The following is a 20,111-nucleotide window of genomic DNA, read 5'->3' on the forward strand; positions in this document are numbered from 1 at the left end:
AAATTATGATACACCTATGCTATACTTTAAGAAATTAAGGAATTCCTAACTGCAATATGTCTGGCTCCTGTGCATTTGTTTTTTTATTTTGTAATTGATTTTTTTATAAAACTTAATATAATTATATGCTGTGAGTTTTAAAACAATTAGGAGTAATTTATGGATTTAAAAAATTACATAAGAAACATACAAGATTATCCTAAAGAGGGTATATTATTTAGAGATATCACAACCTTATTAAAAGATAAAGATGCATTTAAGTTTGCAATAGATTCTATGGCTAAGCAAGTTGAAGATAAAAAAATAGATTATATAGTAGGAGCTGAGAGCAGAGGATTTTTAATAGGTTCAGCTTTGGCTTATAGATTAAACTGCGGATTTGTGCCTGTTAGAAAAAAAGGTAAATTGCCTTGCAAAACTATATCAGAAGAATATGCATTAGAGTATGGCACAGACTCTTTATATATGCATGAAGATGCTATAAATAAAGGAGCTAATGTGCTTATAGTAGATGATTTAATTGCTACAGGAGGCACTGCTTTGGCTATGATGAAAATGGTTGAAAGACTTGGCGGCAATATAGTGGGTTCTTCTTTTTTAATAGAATTAAAAGAATTAAATGGAAGAAAAGATATAGGCAAATATCCTGTTAATGTTTTAATAGAATATTAAACTTTTTTATTTAAAAAAAAATAAAGAATAGGAATTATAATATAACTCCTATTCTTTTTTATTGCATATTTTATTATTTATAAAATTTTATTTAGCTAATTTAGCATAATAAAACTTATGAGCACCAAGCGGGTCAAATATAACGCCAGATAATTTTTTACTAATCATTATAGGGTCAGTGTAGAAATAAAGAGGAATTAAACCCATATCATTCATAAGTATATCTTCTGCCTCATGCATAGCTTTCATTCTTACATTTTGATCTATAGTTGACATAGCAAGTTTTAATTTATCATCATAATTTTTGTTAGAATAACCGCCATTGTTTTGTACACTATAGCTTAAGAATACTCCAAGGAAACTCATAGGGTCATTATAATCAGCTATCCAACCATGGCGGGCAATCATGTAATTTTTATTTTGTCTAGTATCTTGGAAAGTAGCCCATTCTTCCTGAGCTATAGTAGAATCTATATTTAAATTCTCTTTCCACATTTGCTGTACCGCTTCAAATATCTGTATATGTTCACCGGAATTAGATTTAAACTCTATTACAGGGAAATTATTTCCGTTTTCATATCCAGCCTCAGCAAGCAGCTTTTTAGCTTCTTCAACATTTTTTTGATAATCATCTGGCTTTACACTATAATAATCTCCGCCAACCTTTCTAAACTCTCCATTAACATCACTAACACCATTAGGTACCCAAGCACTTGCCGGTAACTGTCCTGCTCTTGTAACCTGCTCTACTAAATAATTTCTATCTATTGCCAAAGTTAAAGCTTTTCTTACTCTAACATCTTTCAATACACTATTTGTAATATTAATACAATAATAGTATGTACCCAAATATGGTGATATATTCATTAAACCTTCACTTTGTAATGTTTCTATATCTTGAAGAGGAGGATTATTTGCAAAATGTATAGAACCTTCTTTTATACCAGCTACGGCAGCAGTACCATTTTGCATAAGTATAAACACTAATTTTTCTGGTACAATATTTTCACTATTCCAATAATTAGTATTTTTTACCATTACAAGTCTGTCATCAGTTCTTCTTTCTACCAAAGTAAAAGGACCATTACCTATATATGTATCTGGAGAAAGAGTCCAATTATCTTTATTTTCTTCTATTATATCTTTTCTAACAGGGAAGAATGTAGGAAAAGCAGCAAGCTCCAAGAAATAAGCTGTAGGAGCACCTAACTTTACTTCAAGAGTGTTTTCATCTATAGCCTTAATTCCCAAATCTGTAACAGGTTTTTTTCCAGAATTAATATCCATAGCATTTAATACAGGTTCAAATTGATAAGCATATTCTGAAGCTGTAATTGGATCAACAGCTCTCTGCCAAGAATAAACAAAATCTTCAGCTGTAATTTTTTTACCGTCAGACCATTTAGCATTTTCTCTTATATGGAATGTATAAGTTAAACCGTCTTCACTTATATCCCAACTTTCTGCAACACCGGGTATTATTTTATTTTCTTTATCTCTAGTAGCTAAACCTTCAAAAGCATGCTGAATATATATGCTTCCGTCAACTGTAGAGTTTAATGCTGGGTCTATTGTTTTTGGCTCGGGACCAACATTAATGTATATTGCTCCTTCATCTGTTTTATTTCCGCCGCAAGAAATTGATACAATCATTAAAACAGATAAGAGTAATAGAGTAAAATGTTTCATAAATCATATTCTCCTATTTTTTTATTGGTGCTATTATATTTTGTATAAATTATATTGTCAATTAATAATTATGAAATAATTTTTTTAATAGTATTAGTTTATAATTATTAGTTTTTTATTATGTTTATTGTGTTATAAAAAACTATATTACAAGATTAATGGTGTTTTAGTAAACTACAAAGAGGATTAGTTTATACAATATTACTTAAACTTAAATATTTTTTATAAAGACTCTAATATATCATTAATGCTTACTTTGTTTATTAGAGTTTTTTCTATATCTTCTAAAAACACAAAGTTAATTTCATCGTTGCTTCTTTTTTTATCTAATTTAATTGCATCTTTTAAGTTAATGTTGTTTGGTATTTCAGTTGGAAGAGAGAATTTACTAAATATATTTTTAGCTCTTTCAAGTAAACTTTTATCTTTAGTTATAGCTTTTTTTATTCCATATTCTATAGCAAAAATCACACCTATAGCAACAGCCTCACCATGAAGTAAAACCCCATAACCGGCAGCATTCTCCACACTATGACCAACAGTATGACCAAAGTTTAAAAACATTCTCTCTTTTTTTTCTTTATAATCAATCTCTACTATATGCCCCTTTAATTCACAGTTTCTCTTAAGAATAAAATCCATATCAAAACTATTGCTATTTTCTAAATATTCTAAAAGTTTTTTGTCAAACAAAAATGCATGCTTAATAACTTCAGCCATACCCGCATTAAACTCTCTCTCTGGAAGTGTAGTTAAAACATCACTATCCATTATAACAAGCTTAGGGCTATGAAAAGCACCCACTAAATTTTTACCTTCTTTTATGTTAATGCCTGTCTTTCCGCCCACAGAAGAATCAACGCAGGCAAGAAGTGTTGTAGGTATTTGCACAAAGTCAATTCTACGCATCCAAGTAGCAGCAGCATACCCAGCCATATCTCCTATAACACCGCCTCCTAATGCTATTATTATATCTTTTCTGCTTAACTCGTTTTTTGCAAGGGATGAATATATATTATAAATGCTTTCTATATTTTTGTTAGTTTCCCCATTTTGAAGCACGCATACAGAAGTAATAATATTTTCTTTTTCTAAACTTTTTTTAACAGTTTCAGTATAAAGTTTATCAACTATATCATCAGTAACTATTAAAGCTCTTTTCCCTCTAAGAACTTCTTTTACCAATTTACCGCTTTCTTTTATAAGTCCGCTGCTCACTAAAATATCATAGTTAATTTTTGCATCGTTGTTTATATTTATATTAACTTTATTCATATATAAGCCCTAATTTATTTTTTTAGTATTATAAATTATTTTAAAAAAATAGATAATATTTTTACAAAATAAAATTTAGAAATATAATGAAAAAAGATTATATATATACTATTAATTAGCTTTAAAATTTTATATTATTTAATTATTTTTATTTTATTCAACTTTTTCCCGCCTTCGCTGTGCGGACTTCGTCAAAGTTGCAAAAAGTGCAAGTATTTAAGTCTTATATATTAATAATTATATTAAATAATATTTGTATTTTATCTAAAAATGCAGTTGTTTTGCTTCTTTTATACCAATACCACAGGCACTTCCTTCAGTCGTAAAAGAAGTAGGGGTGTGTACCCTAAGGGCACGCTTCGAAGTAGGTAAAGCCACCACAAACAAAAAAAATTAAAAAATATTAATAAACAAAGCTATTTAGATATATCAACGTCTTCTTTTGATTTTACTTTCTTGTATCTTATCCACCTTCTGCCTTGTATATAATGCATAAACTTGATTAATCTTATAAGTGAATCTTTAAAATTATCATTAGAGTTTTGTTTTTGTATCTTAGCTATTTCAAATATGCATCTCTCTCCGTCTATATTAAGCCAAGCGGAAGTGCATAGTTCATCGAATTCTATATCTTTATTGGGTTTCTTTTTTAAAAGCCAGCCTGCTATTTTTGTAATGGGGTTATTAACATCAAATATTAAAAGTACTTTTCCATTATCATTTACTTTCCAATTGGTGTGTATAATCTCTGGAACATACAATACGAAATTGTGCTTATCTTCTTCTTTTAAAAATTTATCTAACAAAAATTTATTATCTTTCATTTATTTAAGAATCCTATAAATATATAAAATTTTATAAAATAATGGGCTTAGCTTACATAATCGCCAAGCCCATATCATTTATTTTAAAATTTTATTTTTTATCCTTGCTTACAGCATACTTATAAATCCAAGCAGCAAAGAGTATAAATATTATAAATGTAATAGCATTGCTTTGAGGAACAATTTTTGAACCAAAATTAATAGCAATGTTCAAAGCAGCCATAACACCTATAAATATACCAGTTATAGCATCACCTGCAACTAAACCGGAAGCAAGCAATATTCCTTTTTCAACAGCTTCACTTTTTTCTTCTTCTTTGTCTTTAAACTTCATTTCTACTAATTTTCTTACTATACCGCCAATAAATATAGTAGTAGTTAAAGTGATAGGCAAATATAAACCTAAAGCCACAGGAAGTATAGGAAGTTTAGACAAAGCACAGAATACTGCAATAGAAGCTCCAATTATAACCAAAGTCCAAGGCAGCTGAGCAGTCATAATACCTTCAACTATAAGTTTCATCAAAGTAGCCTGAGGAGCAGGAACAGCTTCACTGCCTATACCATAAGCAGTTTGCATAAGTATAACAGTAGCAGCAGCACCAACAGAAGCCACACAAAGAGCTATAAACATACCAATTTGTATATTCTTAGGAGAACCGCCAATGATAAAAGTAGATTTCAAAGACTGAGCAACTCCTCCCGCAGTAGCAGTAGATACACATACAACACCGCAAACAACAAGAGACATTCTTATACCCTCTTCACCAATATTGCCTGTTAATTTGAAAGCAGTAGCAACAATTAAAAGAGTAGCAATAGTCATACCAGAAACAGGGTTATTGCTTGCACCAATAACTCCGACCATTCTTGCAGATACAACAGCAAAGAAGAAACAGAATACTACAGCCAATATACCGCCTAATATACCGCCTCCAATTATAGGAACAAGCCAAGTAGCTAAAAATCCAAATATAGCAGCAGCAATAAGCCATATGATAGGAGCATCTTGATTAATTCTGTCATGATTATCATTAGAACCCTTCTCGCCCATACCAGCCAAAGATTTTTTGAAAGAGTCTATAATCGTAGGAAGAGACCTCGCTAAAGAAATAAAACCTCCCATAGCAACAGCACCGGCACCAATATATCTTATATAACTTCCCCAAACTTCCTGAGCAGACATCTCTGATATTAAACTTGTAGAAGGAAATACAGGAGTATTAATTAAACTTCCAAAATATTTAATGATAGGTATAAGACCAAGCCAAGCAACTATACCGCCTGCAAACATTAATGATGAAGTTTCAAGTCCAATGATAAATCCAACACCAAGAAGCGAAGCTAAAGTGTCCACTCCAAGCATAGTTTTTTCATAAGGCTTAATTATGTAAGTAGCACTCTCTTTCCAAAAACCAAATCCTCCAGATAAAAGTTTGTATCCAACTCCAGCAATAATACCGGTAATCATATACTTAAAACCTTTACCGCCCTCAGAACCTATTACTAAAACTTCAGCCTGAGCCATAGCTTCAGGATAAACCAAAGAACCATGCTCTTCTACTATCAAATATTTTCTTACAGGAGTAATGAAAAAACAGCCCATAAATCCGCCGATAATAGTAACAATTATTACGGTAAATATTGAAAGTCCCATGCCAAATAATATTAAAGCAGGCAAAATAAATATTATACCGCCCGCAATAGATTCGCCAACTGCAGTAAGTGATGCTGCAAAGTTAGCTTCTAATATATTGTTTCTTTTAAATAAAGCTTTAAATACACCTGTAGCAAGTATAGCACCGGGTATACCAGCTGATATTGTAAGACCTACTTTTAATCCTAAATAAGTGTTAGCAGCTGCAAAAACTATAGCCAATATAACACCAAGTATTATAGAATAACCTGTCATCTCAGGCATTACTGTAGTAGCAGGTATAAAAGGCACATAATCTTCACCCTTTATCCCCCCATAAGCATTTTTTGATAGCTTTCTAGCCTCTTCTTTAATAGACATTCCTATTTCTCTCCCTATTATTTAATATATTTTTTATTTAAATATTTTTGTTTAAGCATTTTTATTTAATATTTTTATTTAAGCAATGTTTATAACAAGCTCTTTTAAAAATTTCCACATTCTATCAACAGAAGATATACTCAAATGTTCAGCTGGAGTGTGTACATCTTTAATATCTGGTCCTATGCTTATCATATCAACATCTGGTAAAGGCTTTTTAAGTATTCCGCATTCTAATCCTGCATGTATAGCCTCTATTTTAGCATCTTTTCCTGTAACCTTTTTATAAACATTTAATGCTATATCTTTAACTTTTGAATTAGCATCATATTCCCAAGCAGGATATCCATTAGACATTTGGAAAGAAGCTTTTGTCATATTGGCAGCTGATTCTATCTTTAAACCTATCTCTTTAGATGAACTTTCTATAGAACTTCTTACAGATATAGTAAATCTTAACTTTCCATCTTCTTCTTTTAACACACCATTGTTGCAGCTAGTCTGAACTAAACCCTCTATATCTTTACTCATATAAGCAACGCCGTCTGGAACTAACATCATAAAATTAATAACATTATTGCTTAATTCTTTAGTAAAAGCCTCTTTAACATCTGAAGCTTCTGAAACATTTATAACCATATCAGGATCTTCCACTCTATATTCATTTTTTATATTTTTAGCAACTTCTTCTAAAGTCTTTTTTACTTTATTAATATCTTTAGAAACAACAACAGCCTCTGCATGTTTTGCTATAGCATTATGCTTAGCACCGCCTTCTATATGTGATATAACAGCATCGTCTCTCACAGCATATAATAATCTGCCAAGCAATTTTATAGCATTAGCTCTTTGTTTAATAATCTCTATACCAGAGTGTCCGCCTTTAAGTCCTGATACTTCTATCTTTAATGCTTTTCCATCTGCTTTTTCTCTTTTAATATCAAAATCTATTAAAGTATTCATTCCCCCGGCACAGCTTACCAAAAATATACCCTCTTCTTCACCGTCTATATTAATCATAGTTTTACCGTCTATATGCTCACCAGTAATAGCAATAGCTCCGTCCATACCAGTTTCTTCTGCAGTAGTAGCTAATAATTCTATAGGAGGATGAGGCAAGTCTTTAGAATCAAGCAATGCCATACCCATAGCTATAGCAATTCCATCATCTCCGCCAAGTGTTGTATTATTAGCTCTTAATATGTCGCCTTCTAATATCATCTCTATAGGGTCTTTTCTAAAATCATGTTTAGAATCTTTTGTTTTCTCGCATACCATATCAACATGACCTTGTATTATTACTGCGGGCTTATTCTCATAACCGCTTGTGCCTTTCTTCTTTATAATTACATTCATAGCACTATCTTGATATACTTCCAAATTTCTATCTTTAGCAAACTTTACCAAAAAATCACTAATCTCTTTCTCATGTCCTGATTCTCTTGGTATTTTATTTATCTCATTAAACCATTTGAATACTTCTTTTGATTCCATTGAATTAAAAGCATTTAAATCCATAGTATTTTACTCCTTAAAATAATATAAATTATTTTTCTTATTTTGTACTTCTATTAGTATAATAAATAATATAAAAATTGTCAAAAAAAACTAATAATATATCAAAGATTTTAATTTTATGTAACTTCAAGTAGTAATATATTTAATTGTTAATAATATAATTTTATAAAAAATTTTCTTCTAACTCCCCACCCTATAGCCCTTTTGTTTCCTACTATAATATAGAATAATACTTATTTTTTGCTAATACTCTAATCTTTGCCCCCACCCAAGATTTTTTAAAAATTTGATGTCTATCCACCGCACGGTAAAGTAAGCAAAATATATAAATAATTTTAAAATTCGACTTATATATTATATTTCTAAATTTGTTCACCGTGCGGGAAACGTGCTTTAAATCAAATAAAAATTTGGGCGGGAGCTAACATTTTTAGTTAAACAATAAATATAATTACCGCTCCATTTATAAAAATATTCAAAAAACATAGAGGGCGGGATTATATATAAAATTTCATACTTAAATATAAAAAATATATATTTACTTGAAAAATTATTATTTTTGCTATATCATTAAAATATATTTTATTAATTTAATTTTTATAATGGAGTGAGATATGGTTAAATTTGCAGACTTAGGTCTTGTAAATAGTAGAGACCTTTTTAAAAAAGCTATTGGCGGCGGTTATGCTATTCCAGCATTTAACTTTAATAATATGGAACAACTTCAGGCTATAGTACAAGCTTGTGTAGAAACTAAAAGCCCTGTTATTATTCAAGTATCTTCCGGTGCAAGAAAATATGCTAACCAAACTTTACTTAGATATATGGCTCAAGGGGCTGTAGAATATGCTAAAGAATTAGGTGTTAATGTACCTATAGTATTACACCTTGACCATGGTGATAGCTTAGAACTTTGTAAAAGCTGTATTGAATATGGTTTCTCTTCAGTAATGATAGACGGAAGCCATTATGATTACAACAAAAACGTAGAAATTACTAGAAGTGTTGTTGAGTATGCTCATAAATATGATGTTACTGTTGAGGGAGAATTGGGTGTACTTGCCGGCGTAGAAGATGATGTTGTAGCTGAGCATCATACTTATACTCAGCCTGAAGAAGTAGAAGATTTCGTTAAAAAAACAGGTGTTGATTCACTTGCTATATCTATTGGTACTAGTCATGGTGCTTATAAATTCAAACCTGGTCAAAACCCTCAAATAAGATTAGACATTCTTAAAGAAATTGAGAAAAAAATTCCGGGATTCCCTATTGTACTTCATGGTTCTTCAAGTGTGCCTCAGGAATATGTTAAAATGATTAATGAAAATGGCGGTAAACTTGATGATGCTATAGGTATTCCAGAAGAGCAATTAAGAGAGGCTTCTAAGAGTGCAGTTTGTAAAATCAACATCGACAGCGATTCAAGACTTGCTATGACTGCTGCTATTAGAAAAGTATTCCATGATGACCCTAAAGAATTTGACCCTCGCAAATATTTAGGACCTGCTCGTGATGAAATGAAAAAACTTTATATACATAAAATAATCAATGTATTAGGTTCAAACGGTAAAATATAATAAAAATTAAAGGAGATATACACTGTGGGAAAACAACATAGAAAAGTAGTGAAACGCAAAAGAGCTTTAAGAAGAATTAAAAGACAAAAAGATGCTCTTAATGCTAAAGCTAAATAAACAAGATTTTTTAGGGGTGTAAGTTTTTTCTTATACCCTTAATTTTTTACTAATAAAGTATTAGTAATACTAAATTTGATAAAACAAATAATCAATAAAAATAGTATTTTAAAACAATATTTAAAAATTATTAGGGTAGAAAAATGAAAAAAATTATTATATCAATATTAACAATATTTGTTGTAATGTCTTGTACTAATCAAAACAGCATTGATAAATCTCCTCTTGCAATTCAAACAGATTTTGGAAGAAAGGATAATGCTGTAGCAAGCATGTATGGTGTTGCTCTTACTGTAGATAAAGATTTAAAAGTTTATGACCTCACACATGAGATACCTGCATACAATATATGGGAGGCTGCTTTGAGGCTTGACCAAACTGCAAGATATTGGCCTGAAGGTACTGTATTTGTCAGCGTTGTAGACCCGGGGGTTGGCACTGATAGAAAATCGGTTGTTATGAAAACTAAAAATAATTATTATTTTGTTACTCCGGATAATGGTACTTTAACTTTTGTTGCAGAGTCTTTGGGTGTAAAAGAGGTAAGAGAAATTGATGAAGCTAAAAATAGACTTACAAACTCACAGGAATCATACACTTTCCACGGAAGAGACGTTTATGTTTATACTGGAGCTAAACTTGCTTCTAAACAAATTACTTTTGAAGAAGTTGGGCAATCTTTAGGAACTAATATAACAAAAATTGAATATCAAAAGGCTAAATATGAGAATGGAGTTTTTTATGCTAATATACCTGTGCTTGATATTCAATACGGAAATGTTTGGTCATCGCTTCCTCGTAAGTTAATGCTTGATAATGGAATTAATATGGGGGATACTCTTAATGTAAAAATATATAATTATAGCGAGCTTGTATGGACTGGAGATGTTAAACTTGTAAATACTTTTGGCGATGTGCCTGAAAATGAAAATATGGCTTATTTTAATTCTGAACTTAATTTCTCTGTAGCTGTTAATATGGGTAATTTCTCTGAAAGATATAAAGTATACAGCGGACCAAATTGGAGTATGGAAATTACAAAAAAATAGTAAAATAATAAATTATAATAATGGGTTTACAAAAAGCCCATTATTATAACAATAATATAAATTATGACAAAAATAGAACAATATCTCTTGAACACAAACAAAATAAAATTTTTTGATACTATTCACTGTGATAAAAATAAAAAGATAGTAATAAAGAATAAGCATCTCAAAAAAACTAATGGAGCACAGATGGAAATACAAAATACAGAAATAAAAAATGAAGAGTTAAAGAAATTATATCAAACTATAACTAAATGTATGAAATGCGAAGCTTTATGCAGCACTCGTAAAAATGTGGTATTTGGAAGGGGAGATGAAAAACCTGATATAGTATTTGTAGGAGAAGCTCCGGGGGCTGATGAAGATAGATTAGGTTTTCCATTTGTGGGCAGAGCCGGCAAATTATTAGATAAGTGGCTTGAGAGGCTAAATATTTCTAATTATTATATTATGAATGCCTTAAAATGCCGTCCGCCTGAAAACAGAGACCCGCTTTTAGAAGAAAAAGATAATTGCAGAGATTTCTTTACAAAGCAGCTTGAAATATTAAATCCTAAAATTATATGTGCATTGGGAAGACATGGGTTTTCTAACCTTGTAGATTTTGATTTAAAAACTCCTTTTGGAAAAGTGAGAAACAATATTCATTATTATAACAATATACCTGTAATTGCAACATATCACCCTGCATATATATTAAGAAATCAAAAAGAAGAAATAAAAGTAATAGAAGATTTGGAGTTTATGATAAGGGAATTAGAAAAATTAAAATAATTATATTTATTAGTTTATATATTTTTGTAAATGTATTATTAATTTTTGTAGCATTTTTTATCAAATATAAAAATTACAAAAATGCTAAACTTTGGTTTTATGTAAAAACAAATATGTATTAAGTTTAATTCTTTTATAGCAATACCATAGGCACTTCTTTTAGGTTGTCCTAAATAATTTTATTTGTCATAAAAGAATTATAAGTTTATATAAACACAAATATATAAAATAAACTCTATTAGGAAACAAATTTGAAAAGAATAATATTACTATTTTGTTTAAGTGCTTGTTTATATACTCAAGAATTTGATTATCTCTTGCCAGATGATTTTGATACAAACGAATATAAAGAATATTACACAAACAATAAAGAAGAGCATATAGAAAACAAAAAAACAAACACCCCCACAAAACCAACTATATTCGACTATATAAATACTTCATACAAAATAAAAGATACAATAATGAACCTTCAAAACTATCTCGATAAAGGCGGAGACATTAATGCCACAAACACAAACGGCAATACTATTTTAATGGAAGCCTCATCAATAGGATATTATGATTTAGTTGATTATATAATAGATAAAAAAGCAGAAATAAATGCTACAAACTCAAATGGTGAAAACGCTTTAATATTAGCTGCTAATTATCCATATATATTAAATCTCCTTATAGAAAACAATGCTGATATAAATGCAATAGACAATAAAGGAAAAACAGCACTTCTCACAGCAGCAGAAAAAGGAAACATTATGTCTGTGCAATTACTAATCAAAGAAAAAAGCGATATAAATAAAAAAGATATTTTAGGCAAAAACATATTGATGTATGCCGTTGAAAGTGAAAATTTAGACTTGGTGAAATATATAATAGAAAAACTAAAAGTTGATATTAATGAAAAAGATGATTGGGGGCAGAATGCCATATTTTACGTTACAAAAATAGAAATTGCGAGATATTTAATTTATAATGATATAGATTATAAAAGCAGAAATTCAATTGGACTAAAACCGCATGAAGTGTTAAAATATAATAATAAAATAAATGTATCTAACTATTTACAAAAATTATATAATGATGAATAATAAAAATGTCTTTAAGTATTTTTTATATAAACCGAAAATATTTGCAGTATATTGGAGAGTATAATGAATATTAAAGTTGTCTTATTATTTATAAGTATAAACATACTTCTATTTGCACAATCTACTTCCAATGTTGGAGATAATAACATATTAATAAATACTGGTACAGGAAGAGTAGATTATACAACATATACAATATATGCTGATGCTACCGCTGATATTCTTACAGACAAAGTATTGCACCCAGAAGCATTATTAATACTCCAAGAACAAGCAGAAGAAGAAACTTTTAGAACCCTTTATCAAACATTGGGTAATGTTATAGTTAATGGAGATTATACAGTTTTTAACATCATAGAAGAAAATGCCAAATTAAGAGAAGATGTTATGGACTTTGTTAATAATGCAAGACTATTAGGAGTATCCTATCCAAGCAGAACAAGCGTTAAAGTATTAATGGCTTTAGATATCATCACTAACCAATTAATGTCAAACTTTATACAAAATATGAATACTTATAAACCTACACCAATAGTAACATATATTGATGCTGGTACTGATTATGACGGGCTTGTAATAGATGCAAGAGGAATAGGATTTAAGCCGTCTCTATTTCCTACAATATACAATGAAAACGGTGATGCTATTTATGATATTGCTTATATAGATAAAAAAATTGCCTCTACTAATGGATATATAAAATATTCTACAAACTCATTTTTAACTAATCAAATATCTACAAACATTACAGGCAGAAAACCATATAATATAGTAGCTTGGAGAACAAGAGGAAAATTTGCTAGCGATTTGGTAATAGGAAATGAAGATGCAAGTATTATATTAAGTGCCAAAAAATTAAAAGAGGCTATTAGAAATTGTAAGGTTACAGTTATAATAGACTAATAATAAGCTTTTTAATATTATGAAAAAGATAGAATATTATATTGATTATATATTTGAAGAAAATCAAGAAGATATTAAACAATATATATTAAAACAAACAGATACTATAAATTTTAAAATAAATAAAAATAATATATCAAATGATAAAACTATATACTCTCAAATAGTAGAAAAATACTTTCAAAAAGATGATGATAATGATTATATAATTAGGCTATTTAAAATTATTTCATTATATGATATAGACAATATTTATATATTTGAAGCTTTTATTATTAATATTATAGCTGGCTTAAAAATAAAAGATGCTGTATTAAAAACAATAAATTATAAAAAAATAATAAATTATAATAAAGAGAATATTTCAGAAGAAGAGATACTAAAAAGAAAATTCTATATATTTACTTATTTTGATAATGCCTACAAATATTTTCCAAACTATATAAATAATTATATTGAAAATGTATATAAACTAACATTTGAAGAAGCTTCCAAAGAATATAATGACAATATTATAATACCATTAATGGCTTTAGTTATTGGCTATTATATTAATAATGAAAATGAAAAATATATAGATAAAATTTTAGAATATTTAGATAATATAAATATACTAGACTCTATGCTTGCTGTTAGCATTATAATAGATAAAAATAAAAAAATAGAAAATAAATTTGTAGAGTTATTAAAACAATTAGAGAAAAATAATAAAAGCCTTATAGCAGATTTTATTTATATATCAAGGCTTCCAATAGAAAACAAATACTTCTTTGATTTTAATGATTATGATGATTATATGAACTATCTAATAGATTCAAATGCAGAGAATTATATAATCTTTTTAATTAAATATTTAAACAACAATACACACTTAAACTATAATAAAATATATTCAGAGCTTATAGAAATAAAAAAATATGATGAAGAGACTTTTAATAAAATATATGAAGTATTAAAACTTTCAGAAAAAAATAAATATGCAATAGAATTAATGTCAATATTTAATCTAATAACAAACAGCAGTATTGATAACATAAATTATTTTTTAGAATCTTTAGAAAAAGAATTAGAAGAGTTTTTTAATATTAAGCATATAAAATACAACACTATATATGATTTAATTCATGCTCTAAAAATATATAAAAATGATTTAACTATTAAGTTTAATGAGCGTATAATATTTTTATTGAATGTTTTTAATTGGTTTTATGATAGTGATGATAATGCTAAAAAAATTGTAAACACTATATTAGAATCTTTTCCATACAATTTAATGATTCCTATAATTATAAAAAACAATATAAACTTATTTAACAAAAACATAGATGATACTATAAAACAATATAATATAAACATAAAAGATTTGTTAATAACCTATTTTAATAGCTACCCTATATACATATTTAAATCTCAATATGTTACAGAATTATTAAATAAATATACTTATGAGATTAAAGAAGCATTTGAAGATATAGATTTTTTAAATGCAGTATCAACAACAAGTTATGCATTAATTGATTTTCTGGAATTAGTTTATAATAAAAATAATTTTGAAGATTATAGTATTGTTTATAATATTTTAAATACAGACAATGAAGAACTAAAAAAATATTCTCTAAACATTATTGCAGAAAATGAAGAGTTAAACAGAAAATATGTAGAAGATAATTTAGATAATTGCAAAGAGTTTAAAGATATATTAAAAAAATGGAATTACAGCAAAGAAGATTTTTGTTTTAATAGCATTGAAGAGATTTATGATTATGTTGATTATTATTATACAGACAATGAGTTATTAGATTTTTTGGATAATTATTATAATATTCTCTCTAAAGAAAACACAAATATAGATATTAAAGTATTAAAATATATATTAAATGAATTCTTAAAAATAGAGAAGCCTAATAAACCAAAAGATATAGAAAAAATATTAGAGTTTGTAGATAGAAAATCTTTTATAGAAGCAGCTGAAAAGGCAGCAGAATATTTTATAAATAATAATCTAATAGAAGACAACATAAAAATAATAACTCCTTATGCAATATATGCTGATGAAAGCCATATAGAAAAACTTCATCAATTATTGATAGATTGGAATAATAGTTTTAAAACACCATTGATACTATATGCAATGCAATCAATCGCTATAAATGGAAAAACTTCAGCATTAAAAATGATAAACAAATTCGCTCTAAACAGCAACAATAGAGAAATAAAAAATAACATAAAAGAAATACTTATATATGCATCAGAAATATTAAATACAAATATAGACAACATCTTTGAAAGATTATTCCCTAACTTTGGATTTGATATAGAAGGCAAAAAAATAATAAATTACGGTAAAAGAAGTTTCAAATTGCAATTATTAAGCGATTCTTATTTAGAGATTTTTGATATTCAAAACTCTTCAATAATCAAAGAATTTCCAGAAACAGAAAATGATGAAGAATTAAAAAAAGTAAAAGAAGATTTTTTATATACCCAAAAAACATTAAAAGAAATAATTAATTATGAAAAAATAAAATTAACAAGAGCCTTAATAAACGGCAGGAAATGGAATTATAAAACTTTCTTTGAAGTATTTATAGATAATCCAATAATGCGTTATTTTACACTCTCATTCGTTTGGGGAGTTTATGATGAAAATAATGTTTTAATAGATTCTTTTAGATATATGGAAGATGGGGCATTTGTAACAGCAGACGATGAATTATATGAGCTTCCAGACAATTGCTATATTGGAATATATCATATAATTGATGATGATATAGAAAAATTTTATAAGTGGAGAGAGCAATTTGAGCTTTATGATATAGAACAGCCAATTAATCAATTTATGAATGAGCTTATAACATTAAAAGAAGAGAATGTAAAATATGATTCTATTATAATGTTTGAAGGATTAAAAATTGACAGTTCATATATAAATCAACTATGCAGAGAGCTTGATATAAGAGACACTTATTTTAATGACAATGCTTCATATATGATATTTGATGATATATTAAAAATAGTATGTAAGATTAATGCTTATGCCTATGGAGAAGAGATAGTTTTAGGCTCTATAGAGTTTTATGAGCTTGAGAAGAATGAGAGATTAGGCAAAAAGATAAATCCATTTGAAATTAGTCAAAAGTTTGTTAGTTCTATACTATATTATTTATCGTTGGGGCTATACGAATAAAAAATTATATTTTATAGTTTTTGTTTTATTCAACTTTTCCCGCCGCAAAAAGTTTTCGCCCTTCGGGCACGTTTCGCGAAAGTACAACTTTATATATTGTCAATATGTATTAATAAAAACAATATTTATATTTTAGATTAAAAATGCAGTTCTTTTGGTTCTTTTATACCAATAAAAGAACTGGGGGTTCGGGGGCTAGTCCCCGAAAGCAATAAAAACATAAAAAGTTAATTTTTACAGACTTAAAATTTTTAGTATATATTAAAACTATTATTTTCTATAAATTTTTTGTTGTTCTTTTTCCCGCCGCAAAAAGAACCAAAAAGTGCAAATGATTTGACTTTATATATTAGGGATATACTAAATGCAGTTCTTCGCGAAGCGTATCCGAAGGATATAAGGTTCTTTTATACCAATACCATACTAAATGTACATCCTACGGTTGCCCCCACAGGCACTCCTTTCAGTCGTAAAAAAGTGGAATGTTGGGTCAAAGCAGCCACAAATAAAAAACTAAAAATATGTTTTTTAACAAACTTAAAAATCTATTTAATAAAAAAAGATAGCACCACTATGAGCACTATCTTTTATAATCTTATCGATATTAAAAATATTTACTTCAATACAAATTTATTTAAGTATTCATAAACAAATATAGCAAGTATTATAAGCGGTATAATATAACTGCTGTAAAGTCTTAAATATGCAGGAAATTTAACTCCCTCACCAGTATTAACCTCTTTAAGAAAATTATCAAATCCCCAACCAAACTTTCTCGTACAGAAAAATAAAGTAACCAAAGCACCAAGAGGAAGTATATTATTACTTACTATAAAGTCTAATAAATCAAGTATTACAGTACCCTCGCCTAAAGGATTAATATGTGATAAAACATTAAAACCTAAAGCAGTAGGCAAGCTTCCAAAGAACACTACTAAAAATAGTATTACAGAAACTTTCTTTCTTGATAATCCAAACTTATCCATAGCAAAAGAATATATATTTTCAAATACAGCAATTATAGTAGTGAGAGCAGCCATAGCAAGGAATAAGAAGAATAAAGAACCCCATAATCTTCCTAAAGGCATAGAATTAAATACATTAGGCAAAGTAACAAAAGTTAAGCCAGCTCCCTGACCGGGATTAACATTAAAAGCAAAACTTGCAGGAAATATTAAAAGACCAGCAAGCAAAGCTACTAATGTATCTAATGCCACAACTATAAGAGCCTCACCTGTTAATCTTTGTTTTTTATCTATATAGCTTCCAAATATAGCCATTCCGCCCTGACCAACGCTAAGAGAGAAGAAAGCCTGCCCAATAGCCGCATAAAATATAGCAATAAAACCAGAAAATCCGCCGCCGAATAGTTTATTGAAATCAGGAATTAAATAGAATTTTAATCCCTCAACAGCACCGTCTAAAGTTACAGCTCTTATTATTAATACTATAAGCAAAGCAAATAAAGATATCATCATAAACTTACTTGCTCTCTCAACTCCGTTTTGAAGCCCAAAAGAACAAATTAAAATACCTATTAATACACTAACTCCCATCCACAAAATTAAAGTAGAAGGGCTTCCAAGTACGCCATTAAAAAAAGTTCCAATCTGATTAGCATCTAATGAAGTAAACTTGCCAGTTAAAGTAAAATAAAAATAAGCTAAACACCAACCGCATATAGTAGTGTAAAACAACATAAGAAGTACATTACCAATAATCTGAACATAGCCTATTTTGTGCCAATGCTGACCTTTTTTCTCTAATTTTAGAAAAGAGTTAGATATATCATGTCCGCCGGCTCTGCCAACAGCAAACTCCATAATCATAGGTATAGTACAAAATGCTACTATAGATATAATATAAAGTACAACAAAAGCACCTCCGCCATACTGACCTGTAATATAAGGAAATCTCCAAACATTACCCATACCTACAGCACAGCCAGCCGAAACAAGTATAAACCCTAATCTGCTGCCAAGTTTTTCTCTCTCTTTCATAACTAATACTCCAATAAAAACATTAAAAAAACATCATGTTTCTATATATAATAATGAAGTATCATATTATATAAAACAAATAAAATCAATACTTAATGCTTTTAATATACATTTTATTGACAAAAAATTTTACTGTTATATACTTTTTTTATGAGTTCATCTATAAATTTATCTACAAACATAAAAACTCAATTAAGACATGAATTAAGATTAAATGCTCAAACCAAATTATGGCTTGATGTAATATCAATACCCGCCATAGAACTAAAAGAAAAGATAGAAAAAGAAATGGAAGAGAACCCTTTCTTGGAATACGATTTTAAAAATAGTAGTAGTAATACAGATATTGATAACATAATAGAAAACACGCTTCAAAGCGAAGGCGAAAGCCTATTCGAACACCTTAAAACGCAAATAAATATAGCATTCGATAATAAAAAAGATATAGAATTAGCAGAACATATATGCAGTTTCATAGATAAAGACGGATACATAAAAACACCATACGAAACCATAGCAGAAACTTTAAACGCCAATATAAAAGATGTACAAAAAATAATTAATATATTAAAAACCTTCGACCCATTAGGAGTTTGTGCGATAGATATTGAAGAATGCTTATCTATACAGCTTAAATCGAGAGATGATATAGAAGATAGTATAAAAGAAATAGCCATAAAAATAGTAGAAAAATTCCTAAAAGAGCTTGGTAAAAAGAATTATGATTATATAGCAAATGAGATGAATATTAGTAAAGATAAAGTGCTTGACGCTCTAAAAATAATACAAACATTAGAGCCCTACCCCGCAAGAGAATATGACACTACACCTATAAAATATATAGTACCTGAAATTTTTATATTTAAAGAAAACAATGAGTGGGTAGTAAAAACTAATGAAAGCTTCATAAAACCCTTGAAAATTAGCAAAAAATATAGTAAACTAATAAATGAGGGGAAAAATAGTAGAGAAGATACAAACTTTTTGAAAGAAAAAAAGAAAATGGCTGAAAATTTAATAAATGCCGTTAGTGAAAGAAAAAAAACATTATTAAAGGTTGGCGAAGGACTATTAAAATTTCAACTTCCTTTCTTTGAAAACGGAAAAGAGTTTGTAAAACCCTTAAAATTGCAAGATTTATCATTAGAAGTTTCTTTAAGTGAGTCTACAATAAGCAGAATATCTAATGGTAAATACTTAAATACAGTTTGGGGAACTTTTTCTATAAAATATTTCTTTTCAAAAGAGCTTAAAGGTGGAATATCATCAAGAGCTGTAAAAGAAATAATAAAAAGAATAATAAAAGACTCCCCTGTTAAATTGACTGATGAAAAAATAAGGCTGATATTAAAAAGTGAAGGTATCGATATATCAAGAAGAACTGTTGCTAAATATAGGCTTTCATCATCAATATTATAAAA

General features: G+C 28.3%; 14 protein-coding genes. 8 read left to right on the plus strand and 6 right to left on the minus strand.

Annotated elements, in window-relative coordinates:
• Positions 1-159 precede the first annotated feature (159 nt).
• Positions 160-672, plus strand: coding sequence for an adenine phosphoribosyltransferase (locus Q0H31_RS08335; protein WP_288550871.1), 513 nt, complete (start codon positions 160-162; stop codon positions 670-672).
• Between the two features lie 87 nt (positions 673-759).
• Here Q0H31_RS08335 and Q0H31_RS08340 read toward each other — a convergent pair whose 3' ends face one another.
• From Q0H31_RS08340 to Q0H31_RS08360, 5 genes are all read right to left on the minus strand, one after another.
• Positions 760-2,361, minus strand: a complete 1,602-nt coding sequence (locus tag Q0H31_RS08340) for a peptide ABC transporter substrate-binding protein (protein ID WP_295297176.1) — start codon at positions 2,359-2,361, stop codon at positions 760-762.
• 222 nt (positions 2,362-2,583) lie between these two features.
• Positions 2,584-3,636: a 3-dehydroquinate synthase gene (aroB, locus tag Q0H31_RS08345; protein WP_295297178.1), complete on the minus strand. Its 1,053-nt coding sequence runs from the start codon at positions 3,634-3,636 to the stop codon at positions 2,584-2,586.
• 416 nt (positions 3,637-4,052) lie between these two features.
• Positions 4,053-4,460: a PqqD family peptide modification chaperone gene (locus Q0H31_RS08350; RefSeq protein ID WP_295297180.1), complete on the minus strand. Its 408-nt coding sequence runs from the start codon at positions 4,458-4,460 to the stop codon at positions 4,053-4,055.
• A gap of 91 nt (positions 4,461-4,551) precedes the next feature.
• On the minus strand, positions 4,552-6,477 hold the full coding sequence (locus tag Q0H31_RS08355; protein ID WP_295297182.1) for an OPT family oligopeptide transporter: 1,926 nt from the start codon (positions 6,475-6,477) through the stop codon (positions 4,552-4,554).
• Positions 6,478-6,555: 78 nt separating this feature from the next.
• Positions 6,556-7,995, minus strand: a complete 1,440-nt coding sequence (locus tag Q0H31_RS08360; RefSeq protein WP_295297184.1) for an aminoacyl-histidine dipeptidase — start codon at positions 7,993-7,995, stop codon at positions 6,556-6,558.
• 614 nt (positions 7,996-8,609) lie between these two features.
• On the opposite strand from Q0H31_RS08360, the gene Q0H31_RS08365 reads away from it, so the two are divergent.
• The 6 genes from Q0H31_RS08365 (at position 8,610) to Q0H31_RS08390 (ending at position 16,690) form a co-directional block, all read left to right on the plus strand.
• On the plus strand, positions 8,610-9,572 hold the full coding sequence (locus Q0H31_RS08365) for a class II fructose-bisphosphate aldolase (RefSeq protein WP_295297186.1): 963 nt from the start codon (positions 8,610-8,612) through the stop codon (positions 9,570-9,572).
• Between the two features lie 260 nt (positions 9,573-9,832).
• Positions 9,833-10,738 carry an S-adenosyl-l-methionine hydroxide adenosyltransferase family protein gene (locus Q0H31_RS08370; RefSeq protein ID WP_295297187.1) on the plus strand — a complete coding sequence of 302 codons (906 nt, stop codon included), beginning with the start codon at positions 9,833-9,835 and terminating at the stop codon, positions 10,736-10,738.
• Between the two features lie 189 nt (positions 10,739-10,927).
• Positions 10,928-11,512, plus strand: a complete 585-nt coding sequence (locus tag Q0H31_RS08375) for a uracil-DNA glycosylase (protein WP_295297189.1) — start codon at positions 10,928-10,930, stop codon at positions 11,510-11,512.
• A gap of 251 nt (positions 11,513-11,763) precedes the next feature.
• On the plus strand, positions 11,764-12,600 hold the full coding sequence (locus tag Q0H31_RS08380) for an ankyrin repeat domain-containing protein (protein WP_295297191.1): 837 nt from the start codon (positions 11,764-11,766) through the stop codon (positions 12,598-12,600).
• 63 nt (positions 12,601-12,663) lie between these two features.
• Positions 12,664-13,503 carry a hypothetical protein gene (locus Q0H31_RS08385; protein ID WP_295297193.1) on the plus strand — a complete coding sequence of 280 codons (840 nt, stop codon included), beginning with the start codon at positions 12,664-12,666 and terminating at the stop codon, positions 13,501-13,503.
• Between the two features lie 19 nt (positions 13,504-13,522).
• Positions 13,523-16,690, plus strand: a complete 3,168-nt coding sequence (locus Q0H31_RS08390) for a DUF4132 domain-containing protein (RefSeq protein WP_295297195.1) — start codon at positions 13,523-13,525, stop codon at positions 16,688-16,690.
• A 614-nt stretch (positions 16,691-17,304) separates the two neighbouring features.
• Here the strand turns inward: Q0H31_RS08390 and Q0H31_RS08395 are convergent.
• Positions 17,305-18,690: a sodium-dependent transporter gene (locus Q0H31_RS08395; protein ID WP_295297197.1), complete on the minus strand. Its 1,386-nt coding sequence runs from the start codon at positions 18,688-18,690 to the stop codon at positions 17,305-17,307.
• A gap of 150 nt (positions 18,691-18,840) precedes the next feature.
• On the opposite strand from Q0H31_RS08395, the gene rpoN reads away from it, so the two are divergent.
• Positions 18,841-20,109 carry an RNA polymerase factor sigma-54 gene (gene rpoN, locus Q0H31_RS08400; RefSeq protein ID WP_295297199.1) on the plus strand — a complete coding sequence of 423 codons (1,269 nt, stop codon included), beginning with the start codon at positions 18,841-18,843 and terminating at the stop codon, positions 20,107-20,109.
• Positions 20,110-20,111: the final 2 nt, after the last annotated feature.

The sequence above is a fragment of the uncultured Brachyspira sp. genome (assembly GCF_934747485.1).
GTDB lineage: Bacteria > Spirochaetota > Brachyspiria > Brachyspirales > Brachyspiraceae > Brachyspira.

What these genes read in the sequence shown, in the direction of transcription:
- Q0H31_RS08335 (WP_288550871.1), top strand. Translation starts at nt 160, where the DNA reads ATGGATTTAAAAAATTACATAAGAAACATACAAGATTATCCTAAAGAG.
- Q0H31_RS08340 (WP_295297176.1), bottom strand. Translation starts at nt 2,361, where the DNA reads ATGAAACATTTTACTCTATTACTCTTATCTGTTTTAATGATTGTATCA.
- aroB (WP_295297178.1), bottom strand. Translation starts at nt 3,636, where the DNA reads ATGAATAAAGTTAATATAAATATAAACAACGATGCAAAAATTAACTAT.
- Q0H31_RS08350 (WP_295297180.1), bottom strand. Translation starts at nt 4,460, where the DNA reads ATGAAAGATAATAAATTTTTGTTAGATAAATTTTTAAAAGAAGAAGAT.
- Q0H31_RS08355 (WP_295297182.1), bottom strand. Translation starts at nt 6,477, where the DNA reads ATGTCTATTAAAGAAGAGGCTAGAAAGCTATCAAAAAATGCTTATGGG.
- Q0H31_RS08360 (WP_295297184.1), bottom strand. Translation starts at nt 7,995, where the DNA reads ATGGATTTAAATGCTTTTAATTCAATGGAATCAAAAGAAGTATTCAAA.
- Q0H31_RS08365 (WP_295297186.1), top strand. Translation starts at nt 8,610, where the DNA reads ATGGTTAAATTTGCAGACTTAGGTCTTGTAAATAGTAGAGACCTTTTT.
- Q0H31_RS08370 (WP_295297187.1), top strand. Translation starts at nt 9,833, where the DNA reads ATGAAAAAAATTATTATATCAATATTAACAATATTTGTTGTAATGTCT.
- Q0H31_RS08375 (WP_295297189.1), top strand. Translation starts at nt 10,928, where the DNA reads ATGGAAATACAAAATACAGAAATAAAAAATGAAGAGTTAAAGAAATTA.
- Q0H31_RS08385 (WP_295297193.1), top strand. Translation starts at nt 12,664, where the DNA reads ATGAATATTAAAGTTGTCTTATTATTTATAAGTATAAACATACTTCTA.
- Q0H31_RS08390 (WP_295297195.1), top strand. Translation starts at nt 13,523, where the DNA reads ATGAAAAAGATAGAATATTATATTGATTATATATTTGAAGAAAATCAA.
- Q0H31_RS08395 (WP_295297197.1), bottom strand. Translation starts at nt 18,690, where the DNA reads ATGAAAGAGAGAGAAAAACTTGGCAGCAGATTAGGGTTTATACTTGTT.
- rpoN (WP_295297199.1), top strand. Translation starts at nt 18,841, where the DNA reads ATGAGTTCATCTATAAATTTATCTACAAACATAAAAACTCAATTAAGA.